Below are 13,445 nucleotides of genomic sequence, written 5' to 3'. Positions count from 1 at the left end.
GCCCCGCCGTCTCGGCCCTCTTAAAGTGGGAGCACTGTGGTACTCCTCTCCCTCACCGCCTCGCACCGCGAGCTGGACCTGGACGCGCTCGAGCGCCTGTCCACCGGCTCGGGTTCCGTCGGGCGTGCCGCGGTGGGCGCGTGCGGCCCCGTGCAGGGGTCCGTGGTGATCTCCACCTGCAACCGGTTCGAGCTCTACCTGGACGTCGACGCCCCGGTCCACGGCGACGCCGTGCGGCACGCGACGCGGCACGTCGCGGCGGTCGTGGCGGCCAGCTCGGGGGTGACGGCGGAGGTCGCGGCCGAGTCGTTCACGGTGCGCACCGGGCCCGAGGTCACCGAGCACCTGTTCACGGTCGCGGCGGGACTGGACTCGATGGTCGTGGGCGAGCGCGAGATCGCCGGGCAGGTGAAGCGCGCCCTCGCGGAGGCGCGCGCCGACGGCACCACGTCCAAGACGCTCGAGCTGCTGTTCCAGACGGCCTCGCGCACGTCCAAGCGCGTCGGCACGCAGACGGAGCTCGGCGCGGCCGGCCGGTCGGTCGTGGCCCTGGGGCTCGACCTCGCAGGACGGGACCTCGCGGGCCGGGAGCTGCGGCGCGGCCCCGCGCCGGCGGGCGACGGGTCGTGGCGCGGGCTGCGCGTGGTGCTCATCGGGACGGGCTCGTACGCGGGGGCGTCCGTGGCGGCCCTGCGCGCCCGCGGCTGCGACGACGTGCGCGTGTACTCGCGCTCCGGCCGCGCGGAGGTGTTCGCGCAGGGGCACGGCGTCGAGCCGGTCCGCGACCTCGTGACGGCGCTCGCGGACGCCGACCTGGTGGTGTCGTGCTCGGGCGCCCGGGGCCGCCGGCCCGCCGGCGCCCCCGCGGACGGCGGGGCCGAGGCCTCGCTGGAGTACGTGCTCGACGCCGCCGCCGTGGTGCGGGCGCGCGAGCGGGCCGCCGCGGCGGCGGGCGACGAGCCGGAGCCCCGGCCCCTGGTGGTGCTGGACCTGGCGCTGCACCGCGACGTCGACCCGCGCGTGGCCGACGTCGAGGGCGTGCTGCTCTACGACCTGGGCACGCTCAAGGCCCACGCCCCCGCGACGGCGGCGGGCGTCGTCGACCGGGCGCGGTCGATCGTGGACGCCGCGGCCGCGGACTTCGAGGAGACCCGCCTGGGGCGCGCGGCGGACGCCGCCGTCGTGGCCCTGTTCGACGCGGCCGAGGAGCGGGTGCGCGCCGAGGTCGACGTCGCCACGGAGCGGCTCGCCACCGAGCTCGCGGCCCGCGGCGAGACCCCGGAGGAGGGCGACGTCGACGCCATCGCGCGCGACGTCCGCAAGCGCGTGCACTCCGCCCTGCACGGGCAGATCGTGGCGGTGCGCGCCGACGCTCTGGCGCGCGCACGCGCCGAGGAGGCCGCCGTCGTGTCCGGTGCCGAGGCGCTCGTCACCGGCGCGGAGCGCGGCGTCCGACGCTGAGCCGCCGCCGACGCGGGCCCGGGCGGAGGTCCGGGCTGTCGCGATCGTCCTGCAGCGACCGGTTCGGCGTACGGAGTCCCGGATCACCCCGTTTCAGCGCGCGCGTCCGGCATGTCGGCACTAGCGTTCCGAGCGCGGGCACGGGTCCGCCACCGGTCGACCTGTCGATGGTTGGGACCGCTCGAAAGGACACGTGAGATGGACACCTTCTGGGACTTCTTCTGGTACCTCGTCTGGATCTTCCTGTTCGTCGCCTACCTGATCGTGCTCTTCCAGATCCTCACCGACCTCTTCCGCGACCGGGAGCTGTCGGGCTGGTGGAAGGCGCTCTGGGTGGTCTTCCTCATCTTCGTCCCGCTGATCACGTCGCTGATCTACCTCATCGCCCGCGGGCGGGGGATGTCGGAGCGCCAGCTGGAGGCGGTCAAGACGGCCAAGGCCGACACCGACGCGTACATCCAGCAGGTGGCCCAGCAGGCGTCCCCGGCGGACCACATCGCCTCGGCCAAGAAGCTGCTGGACGACGGGACGATCTCGCCGGAGGAGTTCGCGCAGCTCAAGGCGAAGGCCCTCTCCTGACGCTCGGCGCGCACGCCTGACCGGCGCGGCACGACCCACGACGCCCGGCCCCGCACCCCGCGGGGCCGGGCGTGTCGTCCCCGGGCGTCGCTACGCTCGACGGCATGACCTCGACGACGGCCCCGGCGCCGCGGCTCGGCGTGATCGACATCGGCTCCAACACGGTGCACCTGCTCGTCATGGACGCCCGGTACGGCGTGCGGCCGGTGCCGCACGCGTCGCGCAAGATCGCCGTGCGGCTGATGCGCTACCTCGACGACGACGGCTCGGTGACCGACGAGGGCCGGGGCGCTCTTCTCGCGGCCGTTGACGACGTCATGACCCTCGCGCGCGAGTCCGCCGTCGAGGAGCTGCTGCCGATGGCCACGTCGGCGCTGCGAGACGCCGCGAACGGCGCCGAGGTGCTCGCCGCGATCTCCGCGCGCGTGGGTCGCGACGTCCTCGTCCTCTCCGGGGAGGACGAGGCCCGGCTGACGTTCCTCGCCGCCCGGCGCTGGCACGGGTGGGCCGCCGGCCGGCTGCTGGTGCTCGACATCGGCGGCGGCTCCCTGGAGATCGCGTCCGGCGTGGACGAGGAGCCCGACCTCGCCGCGTCCGTCCCGCTCGGCGCCGGCCGCACGACGCGCGAGTTCCTGCGGCACGACCCGCCCTCGGCGGACGAGGTCCAGGCCCTGCGCGTGCACGCCCGCGCGCTGCTCGCGCCCGTCGTCGAGCGGCTCGCGTCCGTGCCCGCCCCCGACCACGTGGTGGCGACCTCCAAGACCTTCCGCTCCCTGGCGCGCCTCGCCGGGATGCAGGTGGAGGCCGTGGGTCCCGACGACCGCTGGCGGATGCGGCTCGCGCAGCTCTCCGACTGGGTGCCCCGCCTCGCCCGCATCCCTGCCGACGGGCGCACCGCCCTGCCCGGCGTCACCACCGACCGCACGTACCAGATCGTCGGCGGCGGCGTCGTGGCGGAGGAGACCATGCGCGCGCTCGGCGTCGACGAGGTCGAGATCTGCCCCTGGGCGCTGCGCGAGGGCGCCGTGCTGCAGCGCCTCGACCGGATGTAGGCACCGCGTCCGGCGCGGTCAGGGGCGGGGCGGGGCCTGCACCCACGCGGCGCCGGGGGCGGAGACCCGCGTGCCGTCGGGGCGGTCCACGACGACGAGCAGGACGGCGGTGCACGTCGCGCAGCGCGCGACGCCGCCCATGGCGGACAGGTGCACGGTCGTGCGGGCGACGACGTCGGTGTGCCCGCAGTGCGCGCAGCGCACGACCGCGCGGGTGGCGTCGAAGGAGTAGACCTCGCTGAGCATCCCGGCCAGGGCCGAGCCGTCGAGGGCGGAGGCGGGGTGCGCCTCGCCCGGGGGCGCCGGGGAGGGGCCGTCGTGGGGCTGCGTCATCAGGCACCTCCGAAGCGCTCGGTACGGACCCGGGCGGGCGGGTGGCCGAGGCCGGTGAGCAGCTCGGCCGTCGCCTCGACGAAGCGGGTGGGTCCGCAGACGAAGACGTCCGTGCCGTCGGCGGGGCCGAACCCGGGGGCGGTGAGGTCGTCCGCCGTGATCCGGGCCGGGGGCGTGGGCCAGCCCGGCGGCACCTCGCGGGTGTAGACCCACCGCACGTCGAGGCCCGGGTCCGGGGTGTCGATCTCGTCGCGCCCGATGGCGTCCGAGGGGCCGCGCACGGAGCAGACCAGCCGGAACGGGGCCCGGCGCCCGGACAGGCGGCGGGCGCGCAGCATCGCGAGGAACGGCACGACGCCGGAGCCGCCGGCCACGAGCAGCACGGGTGCCGCGTCGTGGTCGTGCCACACGAAGTACCCGCCGAGCGGGCCGCGCACCTCGACCTGGTCGCCGGGGCGGGCGTCGTGGGTGAGGTAGGGCGAGACCTCGCCGTCGGGGACCTCGTCCACGACGAGGTCGACGCGCTCGTCCACGCCCGCCGTCGCGAGGGAGTACGCGCGGGTCGCCTGGTAGCCGTCCGGCGCGGTGAGGCGCACGTCGACGTGCTGGCCGGGCAGCGCGCCGCCGAACCCGGGCACGGCGAGCGTGAGCTCCCGGGCCGTGTCGGTGAGGGGGCGTGCTCCGACGACGGTCCCGACGTGCCAGGTCACGAGTACCGCTGCTCGAGCCAGGGGTCGCCGTAGGCGTGGTAGCCGTTCTGCTCCCAGAAGCCGAGGTCCTCGGCGTCCATCAGCTCCAGGCCGCGCAGCCACTTGGCGCTCTTCCAGAAGTACAGGTGCGGCACGAGCAGCCGCGCGGGCCCGCCGTGCACCGGCTCCAGCGGCTCGCCCTCGAACTCGAACGCGACCCACGCCTGCCCGTCGAGCAGGTCCTGCAGCGGCAGGTTCGTCGTGTAGCCGCCGTAGGAGTGCGCCATGACGAACTCCGCGCTCGTCTCGACGTCGGCCAGCAGGGTGTCCAGGGAGACGCCGCGCCACGACGTGCCGAGCTTGGTCCAGTGCGTGACGCAGTGGATGTCGGTCTCGACGTCCTCGGCCGGCAGCGCCCGGAGCTCGTCCCAGGTCCAGGTGCGGCCCTCTCCGGTCTCCGTGCGGACGGTGAGCTCCCAGTGCGCCTCGTCGACGTGCGGCGTCGGGCCGGCGGACAGCACCGGGAAGTCGTCGGTGACGAACTGGCCCGGCGGGATCTGGTGCTCCGGCTCGGGGCGCCGGCCCCCGAAGCCCCGCGTGACGACGCCCATCGGGCCTCCCTCTCACCGTGGTCGGGCCAACGGCCCGGGTCGCTCGAACCCGGGTTCGCTCCGACCCTGTGCCGCTCGAACCCCGTGCCGCTCGAACCCTGGGTCCGATCAGACCAGACGCGCGGGCCCCTCGCACCTGCCGCGCGGGGCGGGCGTCAGCGCGACGACGACCAGGCGGCGTGGTCCGTGCCCCACGGGTGCGCGGGCGCCGGGTGGTCGTCGAGGCCGGGCAGGGCGGGACGCGCGGTCGTGACGCGGGGCCGGTGGCCGTGGCTCACGACCGCGTCCGGCCCCGGCGCCCCGGCGGGCGGGTGGCCGGGGTCGCGGCCGTCGGCGTCGAGCAGCCAGGCCGCCGTGCGCGCCAGGGCGGTCACCACGTCCCGCCCCCGCCCGTCGTGGCCGCGGGCGGCGAGGGCGTCGACCACGCCGGCGGCGAGCAGGTAGCCCGTGGCGTGGTCGAGCGCCTGCGCGGGCAGCGCGCCGGGGACCTCGCCGTCGGCGGACTCCAGCATCGCGACGCCCGACGCCGCCTGCACGATCGAGTCGAAGCCGCGGCGGTGCGCCCAGGGGCCGGCCTCGCCCCACGCGGAGACGCGGCCGACGACGGCGCCCGGCGGCGGGCGCAGCCCGAACGCCTCGAGCGCGCCGGGGCGGTAGCCGGTGACGAGCACGTCCGCGTCGTCCAGCAGCGCCTGGGCGCGCTCGCGGTCGCCGGCGTCGTGCAGGTCGAGCAGGGTGGTGCGCTTGCCCTGCCCGACGTCGAGGTGCTGGTGGCGGATCTCCGCGGGCACGGGCGGGTCCACGCGCAGCACGTCGGCGCCGAGCGCGGCCAGCGCGCGCGTGGCGACCGGCCCGGCGATGACCCGCGTCAGGTCGAGCACCCGGACCCCCGCGAGCGGCGCCGGCCCACCCGGGAGGGGGACCGGGCCCGGAGCCGCGTCGTCGCGAGCCGTGACCCGCACGAGCGGACCCTGCGCCGCGGCCGCCCCGGGCGTCGAGGCCCGCCACGCGGCCTCGTCCCGGACACGGGCGACGATCGCGCCGGCGGCCGCGGCGTCGTCCTCCAGCGCGGCGGCGGAGGCGTCGGCGAGGCGCGCGGCCAGACCGTCGCGGTCCGTGCCGTCGGTCAGCCCGAGCAGCCGCAGCAGCCGCGCCCGGTGGTGCGGGTAGTTGGCGTGCGTGCGCACCCACCCGTCGCCGGTCCGGAAGAAGCCGGAGAGCGGCGCGAACCCGGGGACGGGACGACCGTCCAGCCGTAGCAGCCGGTCCGAGCCGAACGACGCCGCCACCCGCGCCGGCGACGGGCCGCGCTCCGTCAGCGGCCCGGTCGCCCCCGCCCGCCCGGCGGCCGAGCAGAGCGCGGCGACCGACCCGAGCGACAGGTCCAGCGCCGGCAGCGTCGCCGCGAGCCACGCGTCCCGGCCGCCGTCGAGCGTCGCCGCGTCGCGCCCGCCGTCCTGCGCGCGGTCGTGACCGCCGTCGTGCGCGAGGCCCGGCGCGACCCCGTCCCGGTAGTCCGCCACCAGGCGGCGCCATCGCTCCATCCCGCCACCGTAGCCACCACCGCCGAGTCGTCGGGGGCCGTCTCGCGGAGGCTCCGGCCCCCTCGCGGGAGGCGGGTGGGCGCGAGGCGCGGGCCGGATAGGATCGCGGGCATGGCCAAGAGCTCTGCGACCGCCCCTGTCCTGCGTCCGTTCGAGGGTCTGCCGGGGGAGGCGGACTGGGTGGCGCTGCGCGAGGTGGTGCCGTCCGCCACGGCGACGGCGCGGACGACGTCGGACCACGGCGGGCGCGACGTCGTCGTCACGACCGTCCTGCCGGGCGGCTGGTGCGCGCTGCACCGCGAGGACGGCACGGTCCTGCTCGCGCTGCACGGCATGGGCAGCTCGGACGACCTGAGCCGCGACCTCGCGGCGGCGCTGCTCACGGCCGCAGCGGCGGAGCCGGGCACGGGCATCCTCCCGGAGGAGCTGCCGGCCCCGCAGGACGGCGACCCGCGGCTGCAGGACGTGCTCGACCTCGACGTCCCGTTCGAGGTGACCGTGCACGAGGGCTACGACTACTGGCTCGACGCCGGCACGGAGATGACCGACGAGATCCGCGAGTCGCTCGACGAGGCGGCCGAGGCGTCCATCCCGACGGTGAAGCTGGCGTCGGTGCCGGCGGCGTACTGGTGCCGGATGTCGCGCGAGTTCCTGCGCTGGGCGCGCACGGAGGACGAGGACCGCGTCGTGGACGCGATCGCCCGTCTGCACGCGCGCCGGGAGTCGGGCCTCGTGGGTGGCAAGTTCCTCGGCATGTTCCGTGCCTGCGGCCTCGTGGTGCCCGTCTGGGAGCTGCCCCGCGGCACGGAGGCGGCGGAGCTCGAGGAGCCGGTGGCGGAGCTCGCGACCCGCCTCGAGGAGGCGCTCGCGGTGACGGAGCCGCTCGACGCGAACGAGCGGCGGGCCCGGGCCGGTATCGTCTCCCGACAGGTGACGCTGCGCTGACGCGGCGCCCCGCGCGGACCGTCGCGCGGCGGGTCGGCGGGTCGGTGGCTCAGCAGGGCGGTGGCGGCTCCGCACGATCTTCACGGCACGTCCCGGACGACACCCTTTCTTGACCCGAGATCGGGCCTTCCGGGGGAGTACAGTTCTTCGGGAAAAGATTGCTCTTCTGATCCCCGGTGATTCCCCAAGGAGCCACCGCACAGCAGCGCCGGGCGGGCGTCGTCCGCACGGCCGACACGGGCGAGACCCAACAGGCAGGGAGTCGTGAACACGGACCACGGAGCGACCCGTACGGGCGCTGAGGTGTCCACCAGCCAGGACGAGGCCGGCGAGCGGAACAGCGTCGCCGGACAGGACGGCGCAGGCGCGACCGTCACCACCCGCGTGGGTGCGCTGCCCGTCGCCAAGACGCCGCGGCCGCCGACGGCGCAGGGGCGCCGCAACCCGCAGCGGGTCGCGGTGATCATCCCCGCCAAGGACGAGTCGGCCCGCGTCGCCGCCACCGTGCGGTCGGCCCGCGCGATCCCGCACGTCGACCTCGTGCTCGTGGTCGACGACGGCTCGACGGACGACACGCAGCACGTGGCGCGCGACGCCGGTGCCGTGGTCGTGCGGCACTCGCACAACCGGGGCAAGGCCGCCGCGATGGAGACCGGCGCGGCCGTCGTCGCCATGCGCGACGCCGACGGGCGCGCCCCGCGCCTCCTCCTGTTCGTGGACGGCGACCTGGGCGACACGGCCGTCAACACGGCGCCGCTCGTCGCGCCCGTGCGCGAGGGCGTGGCGGACCTCGCGATCGCCCTGCTGCCGAGGCAGACCGGGGCCGGCGGCCGCGGGATCGTCGTGGGCACGGCCCGGCGCGCCATCCAGCACCTCACGGGGTGGAGCCCCAGCCAGCCGCTGTCCGGCATGCGCTGCCTCACCCGCGAGGCGTTCGAGGCGGCGACGCCGCTGGCGCACGGCTGGGGCGTCGAGACCGGCATGACGATCGACCTGCTCCGGCAGGGGTACGTGGCCGTCGAGGTGCCGTGCGACCTCAAGCACCGGGCGTCGTCGAACGACCTCAAGGGGCAGATCCACCGCGCCGGGCAGTACCGGGACGTGGTGCTCGCGGTGAACGCGCGGCGGGTGCGCGGCGCGGTCGACGCGGTCCGCGGCATCGGGCGCCCGCGCGACCACGCGTCGTCCTGATCTGCAGCGACACGCGGATCCGCCCCGTGGGGGCGTCGGCGCCTGCGTCGACAACCCCACGGGGGCGTGGCTAGGCTCGCAGCCCGGGCGGGACTCCCCGTCCCGCCCATCCCGACGGAGGCCCGATGCCCACCTCTGACACCGGAACCCTTGACCCGCGGCGCGGGCCCGACGCCCGCGCCGTGCTGGACGTCCTGGCCGCCGGCGGGGCCGCCGGCGAGGACGCCCTCGTCGAGGCGACGGGCCTGCCCGCCGCGACCGTGGGTCGCGCGCTGGCCGCGCTGACGGAGGCGGGGGCCGTGGTCGCCGACGGGGCGCCGGGTCGGGTCCGCGTGGACCCGGACTCGGCCTTCGGGCTGGGCGTCGACGTCGCGCGCGACCGCGTGCGGGTGGCCCTCGTCGACGCGACGGGCACCGTGCGGGCGCGGGCCGAGCGCCGCGACGTGCAGCGCACGCCGGTGGCGCGGGCGCGGGCCGCGGCGGGGCTCGCGAACTCCTGCCGCGAGGACGTGGAGGCGCGGCTCGGGCCGGGCCGGCGGGTCGAGGTGGGCCGCGCGGTCGTGGCCTTCCCCGCCGTCGTCGGCGTGGACCACACCACCGTGCTGCACGTGCCGGGGTACGAGAAGGGCGGCACGACGCTCCACGACGCGCTCACCGACGCCCTCGCCTGCCCGGTCTCCCTCGACAACGACGTGAACCTCGCCGCCGTCGCCGAGCAGCACCTGGGGGCGGGGCGCGGCCGGTCGTCGTTCGTCACGCTGGCCTTCGGGGAGGGCTTCGGCGCGGGCGTCGTGCTGGACGGGCGTCTGCACCGCGGGGCGTCGGGCATCGCGGGCGAGGTCGCCTTCCTGCCGCAGCCGGGCCATGCGCTGGGCGAGCAGGTGCTCGGCGACGCCGCGATCGCCGCGCTCGCGAAGGACCACGACCTGCCCGAGGACATCACGGTGCGGGAGCTGATCGACCGCGCCGACGCCGGGGACGGCGTGGCGGACGCGGTCGTGGCCGAGATGGCGCGCCGCGTCGCCGTGGTCGTGGCGTCGCTCGCCATCGTGCTCGACCCCGAGCTCTTCGTCCTCGGGGACCAGGCGGCGCGCCCGCCGATCGCGCAGCGGGTCACCGCCTTCCTGCGCGACCGCATCTCCGTGCTGCCGGTCCGGATCGAGGCGTCCCCGCTGGGTGCGGACGGGGCCGTGCTGGGCGCCGGGCACGCGGCCGGCGAGGCGCTGCGCGCCGTGGTCGCCGAGCGTGCGGTGGCGGCGTCCGACGGCGTCACCGACGGAGCGTCCCGGTGACGGCGCAGGACGCGCCGTCCGACCTCACCGCGCCCTCCGACCTCACCACGCGCCTCGGGCTGGCCCCGGACGCCCGGGCGATCATCCTCAACGCCGACGACCTGGGTATGTGCCGCGCCGCGAACCGCGCGATCATGCCCCTGCTGGCCGCGGGGCACCTGGACTCGTCGACGGTCATGGTGCCGTGCCCGTGGGCGCCGGACGCGCTCGCGACGGCGGCCGCCGACCCGGGCCTCGACGTCGGCGTGCACCTCGTCCTCACCAGCGAGTGGACCCGGTACCGGTGGCGGCCGCTCACGGGCGTGGGGACGTCGCTCGTGGACGACGCCGGCTACTTCCCCGCGGGCGTGGACGCCGTGGAGCGGCGCGCGGACGACCAGGACGTGGCCGCCGAGCTCGCGGCGCAGCTGGACGCCGCGCTGGCCGCGGGCGTCGACGTGAGCCACCTCGACAACCACATGGGCTCGGTCTACGGGCTCGCGACGGGCCGCTCCTTCCTGCCGCAGGTGCTCGGGCTCGCCGCCGAGCGCGGCCTGCCGTTCCGGCTGCCGCGCTCGCTCGACGGGCTCGCGGCGATGGGCGCCGACCCGGACGCGCCGGGGTCGCAGGCACTGCTGGACGCCGCCACCGGCGCCGCCGACGCGGCCGGCGTCGTCATCGTCGACCGGCTGTGGACGCACCCGTTCGAGCTCGCGGGGGAGGGCACGCCCGACGCCGAGGACTACGCGACGGTGAAGGCCGGCTTCCTCGACCTGCTGCGGAGCGTGCGTCCCGGCGTGACCGAGATCTTCCTGCACCCGATGCTGGTGGGCGACGAGCTGACCGACGCGGTCGACTACGCGGCCCCCAAGCGCGGGTACGAGGAGCGGCTGCTGCGCGACCCGGACGTGGCGGCGACCGTCGCCGCGGAGGGGCTCGTGCGGATCGGCTGGCGCGACCTGCGTGCGGTGCAGCGGGGCGAGCGGTGAGCCGGCCGGACGGCGTGGCCGCCCGCGAGGGCGGGGCGCTCGCCCGGCTGCGCGACCGGCGCCTCGTCGGGGCGCCGACCCGGGCGCAGACCGTGGCGTACGGGGCGTCGGCGTTCCCGGCGAACCTCATGCTGCAGACGTTCTCCGCGTTCGTCGTCTTCTTCTACGTCGACCACCTCGGGGTGCCCGCCGGCTGGGTCGCGGCCGCGATGGTGGCGCACGGCATCCTCAACGCGCTGCTCAACCCCCTGGTCGGTGCGGCGTCCGACCGGCACCGCACGGCCTGGGGCCGCCGGGTGCCGTGGATCGTGCTGGGGATCGTGCCGCTGGTGGTGGCGTTCGCGCTGGTGTGGATGCCGCCGGCGTTCCCGCCCGCGGGGCTGGTCGTGTGGTTCCTCGTGGTCGTGGCGCTGTTCGACGTCGCGTACGTCGCGGTGGTCCTCAACGTGTCGGCGCTGTTCCCCGAGATCTTCCGCACGACGGCGGAGCGGGCCCGGGGCAACAGCCCCCGGCAGCTGTTCGCGCTGGTGGGCATGATCCTGGGCACCGCGGGCGCACCCCTGCTGTACGACTCGATCGGCTGGGCGTGGATGGGCGTCGCGCTCGCCGTGGTGTGCGCCGGCTTCTTCGCCTGGTCGCTGGCGGGGATGGTGGAGCGCGACGCCGACGACGCGGCCCGCGCCCGCGAGTCCGCGGTCGGGCTGCGCGACCAGCTCCGGTACACGTTCGCCAACCGCGCGTTCGTCACGTACGTGCTCGGCTCGCTGCTGCTGCAGAGCACCACGGCGGTGCTGCTCGCGGGCGTGCCGTTCTACGTGAAGTACACGGTGGGCGGCACCGACGCGGACTCCACGCTGATGCTCGCGCCGATCTTCGTGGCCGCGATCCCGGCGATCTGGGGCTGGTCGTGGGTGGTGCGGCGCTTCGGGCCCCGCACCACGATGCTCGCGGTCGTCGCCGTCTACGGGCTCGCGACGTGCCTGTACCTCGTCCCCACCACGGTGCTCGGCGCCGCCGCGGCGGGGCTCGCCGTCGGCCTCGGCGTCGCGGGCCTCATGCAGGTGCTGGAGGTGGCGCTCGGGCAGGTGATCGACGACGACGAGCGGCGCACCGGCCTGCGCCGCGAGGGCATGTACTTCGGCGCCAACGGCTTCGTGGTCCGCGGGTCGGTGGTGGTGCAGGCCGTGGTCGTGGCGGGGGTGCTCGCCGCGAGCGGGTACGTCGAGGGCGTGGCGCCGGCGGCGCAGGTCGAGACCGTGTCCACGGGCGTCCGCCTGCTCATCGGCGGCGTGCCCGTGGTGCTCGCGGCGCTGGCGTTCGTCTGCTTCTGGCTCTACCCCCTGCGCTCCTCGGCGCCGAGCACCCCCGCGCCCGCCGTCGCGCCCTGAGCGCCCTGAGCGCCCTGCGCCGGCTCGTCGTCCCGCCGGGCGACGAGCCGGTTCAGGCGCTCGGACATGAGCAGGCCCAGCACGACCAGGACGGCGAGGAAGAGCGGGAAGACCCAGAGCCCGGCCCAGGTCGAGAGCACCCCGAAGACCGGGGGCGCGAGGGTCGAGCCGGTGTACGCCGCGGCCATCTGGATCCCGATGACGGCCTGGGAGTTCCGGGGACCGAAGTTGACCGGGGTGGAGTGGATGATCGCCGGGTAGATCGGCGCGCACCCGAGCCCCATGACCACCAGCCCGACGAGGGCGGGCACCGGCGTGCCGAGGGGGAGCGCGACGAGCAGCACCCCGACGCCGACCGCCGCGAAGCCGCCGCGGATCAGCTGCCGGTCGCCCACCCGGTCGGCGAAGAAGCCGGCGAGGAACCGCCCCGCGGTGATGCCGAGCAGGAAGAGCGACGCGAACGCGGCGGCGGTGGCGTCCTCGACCCCGCGGTCGGTGACCAGGTACGTCGACGCCCACAGGATCGAGGTGCTCTCGAGCGCGCAGTAGGCGAAGAAGGCCGCCAGGATCAGCAGGACTCCGGGGATCCGCAGCGCCGTCGCGAGCGGGACGTGGGTGCTCCCCCGTCCTGCCGGCTCGGCGTCGGACGGCGGGGCGTCGTGAGCCTCGGCGTGCTCGGCCGCCGGGCCCGGCCGGACCTTCCCCCAGAGCGGGATGCTGACGATCAGCACGACCGTGAGCACGGCCTGCGCGACACCGACGATGCGGTAGGCGCTGGACCAGCCGAGGCCCGAGGTGAGGGCGTAGCTCATGATGAACGGGCTGATCGAGGCGCCCACGCCCCAGAAGCTGTGCAGCCAGTTCATGTGCCGTGCCGCGAAGTGCAGGGCCACGTAGTTGTTGAGCGCGGCGTCCACCGCGCCCGCCCCCAGCCCGTAGGGGATGGCCCAGAGGCACAGCACCCAGAACGAGCCCGACACGGAGAAGCCCACGAGGGCGGCGGCGGTCAGCCCGACGCTCACGGCGGTGACGACGCCGACGCCGAGGCGTCGCGTCATCCGCTCGGAGGCCAGGCTGGAGAGGATCGTGCCGCCGGCGATGATCATCGTGATGATGCCGGCGAACGCGACCGGGACGCCGAGGTCCTGGTGCATGACGGGCCAGCCGGCGCCGACGAGGGAGTCCGGGAGCCCGAGGCTGACGAAGGCGACGTAGATGATCGCCAGGAGGAGCGAGTACACGGCGGGGTGGGTCGCCTTTCACGGGACGCCGGGAGGGTGCGGGGCCATCGTCTCAGTCGTCGGGGGGCCCCCCCCCCGGGGCCCCCCCCCCCCCCGGGGGGGGGGGGGGGGGGGGCCCGGGGGGGGGGGGGCGGGGCGCGGGCCCGCGGCG

At 76.4% G+C, this 13,445-nt stretch carries 13 protein-coding genes; 8 read left to right on the top strand and 5 right to left on the bottom strand.

All coding sequences use genetic code 11. From position 1 onward, the window contains the following. Positions 1–36 precede the first annotated feature (36 nt). From ACFU9A_RS00210 to ACFU9A_RS00200, 3 genes are all read left to right on the top strand, one after another. Complete coding sequence (locus tag ACFU9A_RS00210) at positions 37–1,461, top strand: glutamyl-tRNA reductase (RefSeq protein WP_430573242.1); 1,425 nt, start codon at positions 37–39, stop codon at positions 1,459–1,461. A 198-nt stretch (positions 1,462–1,659) separates the two neighbouring features. Continuing rightward, the gene (locus ACFU9A_RS00205; protein ID WP_430573241.1) at positions 1,660–2,040 is read left to right on the top strand and encodes a hypothetical protein; all 381 of its coding nucleotides are present in this window, start codon (positions 1,660–1,662) and stop codon (positions 2,038–2,040) included. Positions 2,041–2,144: 104 nt separating this feature from the next. After that, positions 2,145–3,092, top strand: a complete 948-nt coding sequence (locus ACFU9A_RS00200) for a Ppx/GppA family phosphatase (RefSeq protein ID WP_430573240.1) — start codon at positions 2,145–2,147, stop codon at positions 3,090–3,092. Between the two features lie 18 nt (positions 3,093–3,110). Here ACFU9A_RS00200 and ACFU9A_RS00195 read toward each other — a convergent pair whose 3' ends face one another. The 4 genes from ACFU9A_RS00195 to ACFU9A_RS00180 form a co-directional block, all read right to left on the bottom strand. Continuing rightward, the gene (locus tag ACFU9A_RS00195) at positions 3,111–3,425 is read right to left on the bottom strand and encodes a DUF6510 family protein (RefSeq protein ID WP_430573239.1); all 315 of its coding nucleotides are present in this window, start codon (positions 3,423–3,425) and stop codon (positions 3,111–3,113) included. After that, on the bottom strand, positions 3,425–4,135 hold the full coding sequence (locus tag ACFU9A_RS00190; protein ID WP_430573238.1) for an FAD-binding oxidoreductase: 711 nt from the start codon (positions 4,133–4,135) through the stop codon (positions 3,425–3,427). The genes ACFU9A_RS00195 and ACFU9A_RS00190 overlap by 1 nt, the downstream gene beginning before the upstream one ends. Further along, positions 4,132–4,725 carry a sulfite oxidase-like oxidoreductase gene (locus ACFU9A_RS00185; RefSeq protein ID WP_430573237.1) on the bottom strand — a complete coding sequence of 198 codons (594 nt, stop codon included), beginning with the start codon at positions 4,723–4,725 and terminating at the stop codon, positions 4,132–4,134. Before ACFU9A_RS00185 ends, ACFU9A_RS00190 begins: the two co-directional genes overlap by 4 nt. Before the next feature lie 155 nt (positions 4,726–4,880). Further along, on the bottom strand, positions 4,881–6,269 hold the full coding sequence (locus tag ACFU9A_RS00180) for a CoA transferase (protein ID WP_430573236.1): 1,389 nt from the start codon (positions 6,267–6,269) through the stop codon (positions 4,881–4,883). Between the two features lie 111 nt (positions 6,270–6,380). On the opposite strand from ACFU9A_RS00180, the gene ACFU9A_RS00175 reads away from it, so the two are divergent. The 5 genes from ACFU9A_RS00175 (at position 6,381) to ACFU9A_RS00155 (ending at position 12,053) form a co-directional block, all read left to right on the top strand. Next, a complete protein-coding gene (locus ACFU9A_RS00175; RefSeq protein WP_430573235.1) occupies positions 6,381–7,214 on the top strand; it encodes a DUF5926 family protein in 834 nt (277 codons plus the stop codon). 393 nt (positions 7,215–7,607) lie between these two features. Beyond that, positions 7,608–8,405 carry a glycosyltransferase family 2 protein gene (locus ACFU9A_RS00170; RefSeq protein WP_430575314.1) on the top strand — a complete coding sequence of 266 codons (798 nt, stop codon included), beginning with the start codon at positions 7,608–7,610 and terminating at the stop codon, positions 8,403–8,405. 125 nt (positions 8,406–8,530) lie between these two features. Further along, the gene (locus ACFU9A_RS00165) at positions 8,531–9,697 is read left to right on the top strand and encodes an ROK family protein (protein WP_430573234.1); all 1,167 of its coding nucleotides are present in this window, start codon (positions 8,531–8,533) and stop codon (positions 9,695–9,697) included. Then, a complete protein-coding gene (locus tag ACFU9A_RS00160) occupies positions 9,694–10,665 on the top strand; it encodes a ChbG/HpnK family deacetylase (protein ID WP_430573233.1) in 972 nt (323 codons plus the stop codon). Before ACFU9A_RS00165 ends, ACFU9A_RS00160 begins: the two co-directional genes overlap by 4 nt. Continuing rightward, positions 10,662–12,053 carry an MFS transporter gene (locus tag ACFU9A_RS00155; RefSeq protein WP_430573232.1) on the top strand — a complete coding sequence of 464 codons (1,392 nt, stop codon included), beginning with the start codon at positions 10,662–10,664 and terminating at the stop codon, positions 12,051–12,053. Before ACFU9A_RS00160 ends, ACFU9A_RS00155 begins: the two co-directional genes overlap by 4 nt. Here the strand turns inward: ACFU9A_RS00155 and ACFU9A_RS00150 are convergent. Continuing rightward, positions 11,999–13,294, bottom strand: a complete 1,296-nt coding sequence (locus ACFU9A_RS00150) for an MFS transporter (protein WP_430573231.1) — start codon at positions 13,292–13,294, stop codon at positions 11,999–12,001. The two genes, ACFU9A_RS00155 and ACFU9A_RS00150, sit on opposite strands and share 55 nt — an antisense overlap. Positions 13,295–13,445: the final 151 nt, after the last annotated feature.

This window comes from Isoptericola sp. NPDC057653, assembly GCF_042799955.1.
GTDB lineage: Bacteria > Actinomycetota > Actinomycetes > Actinomycetales > Cellulomonadaceae > Isoptericola.
Note: the sequence above shows the minus strand (reverse complement) of the source record. Positions and strands in the feature narration are given on the sequence as shown.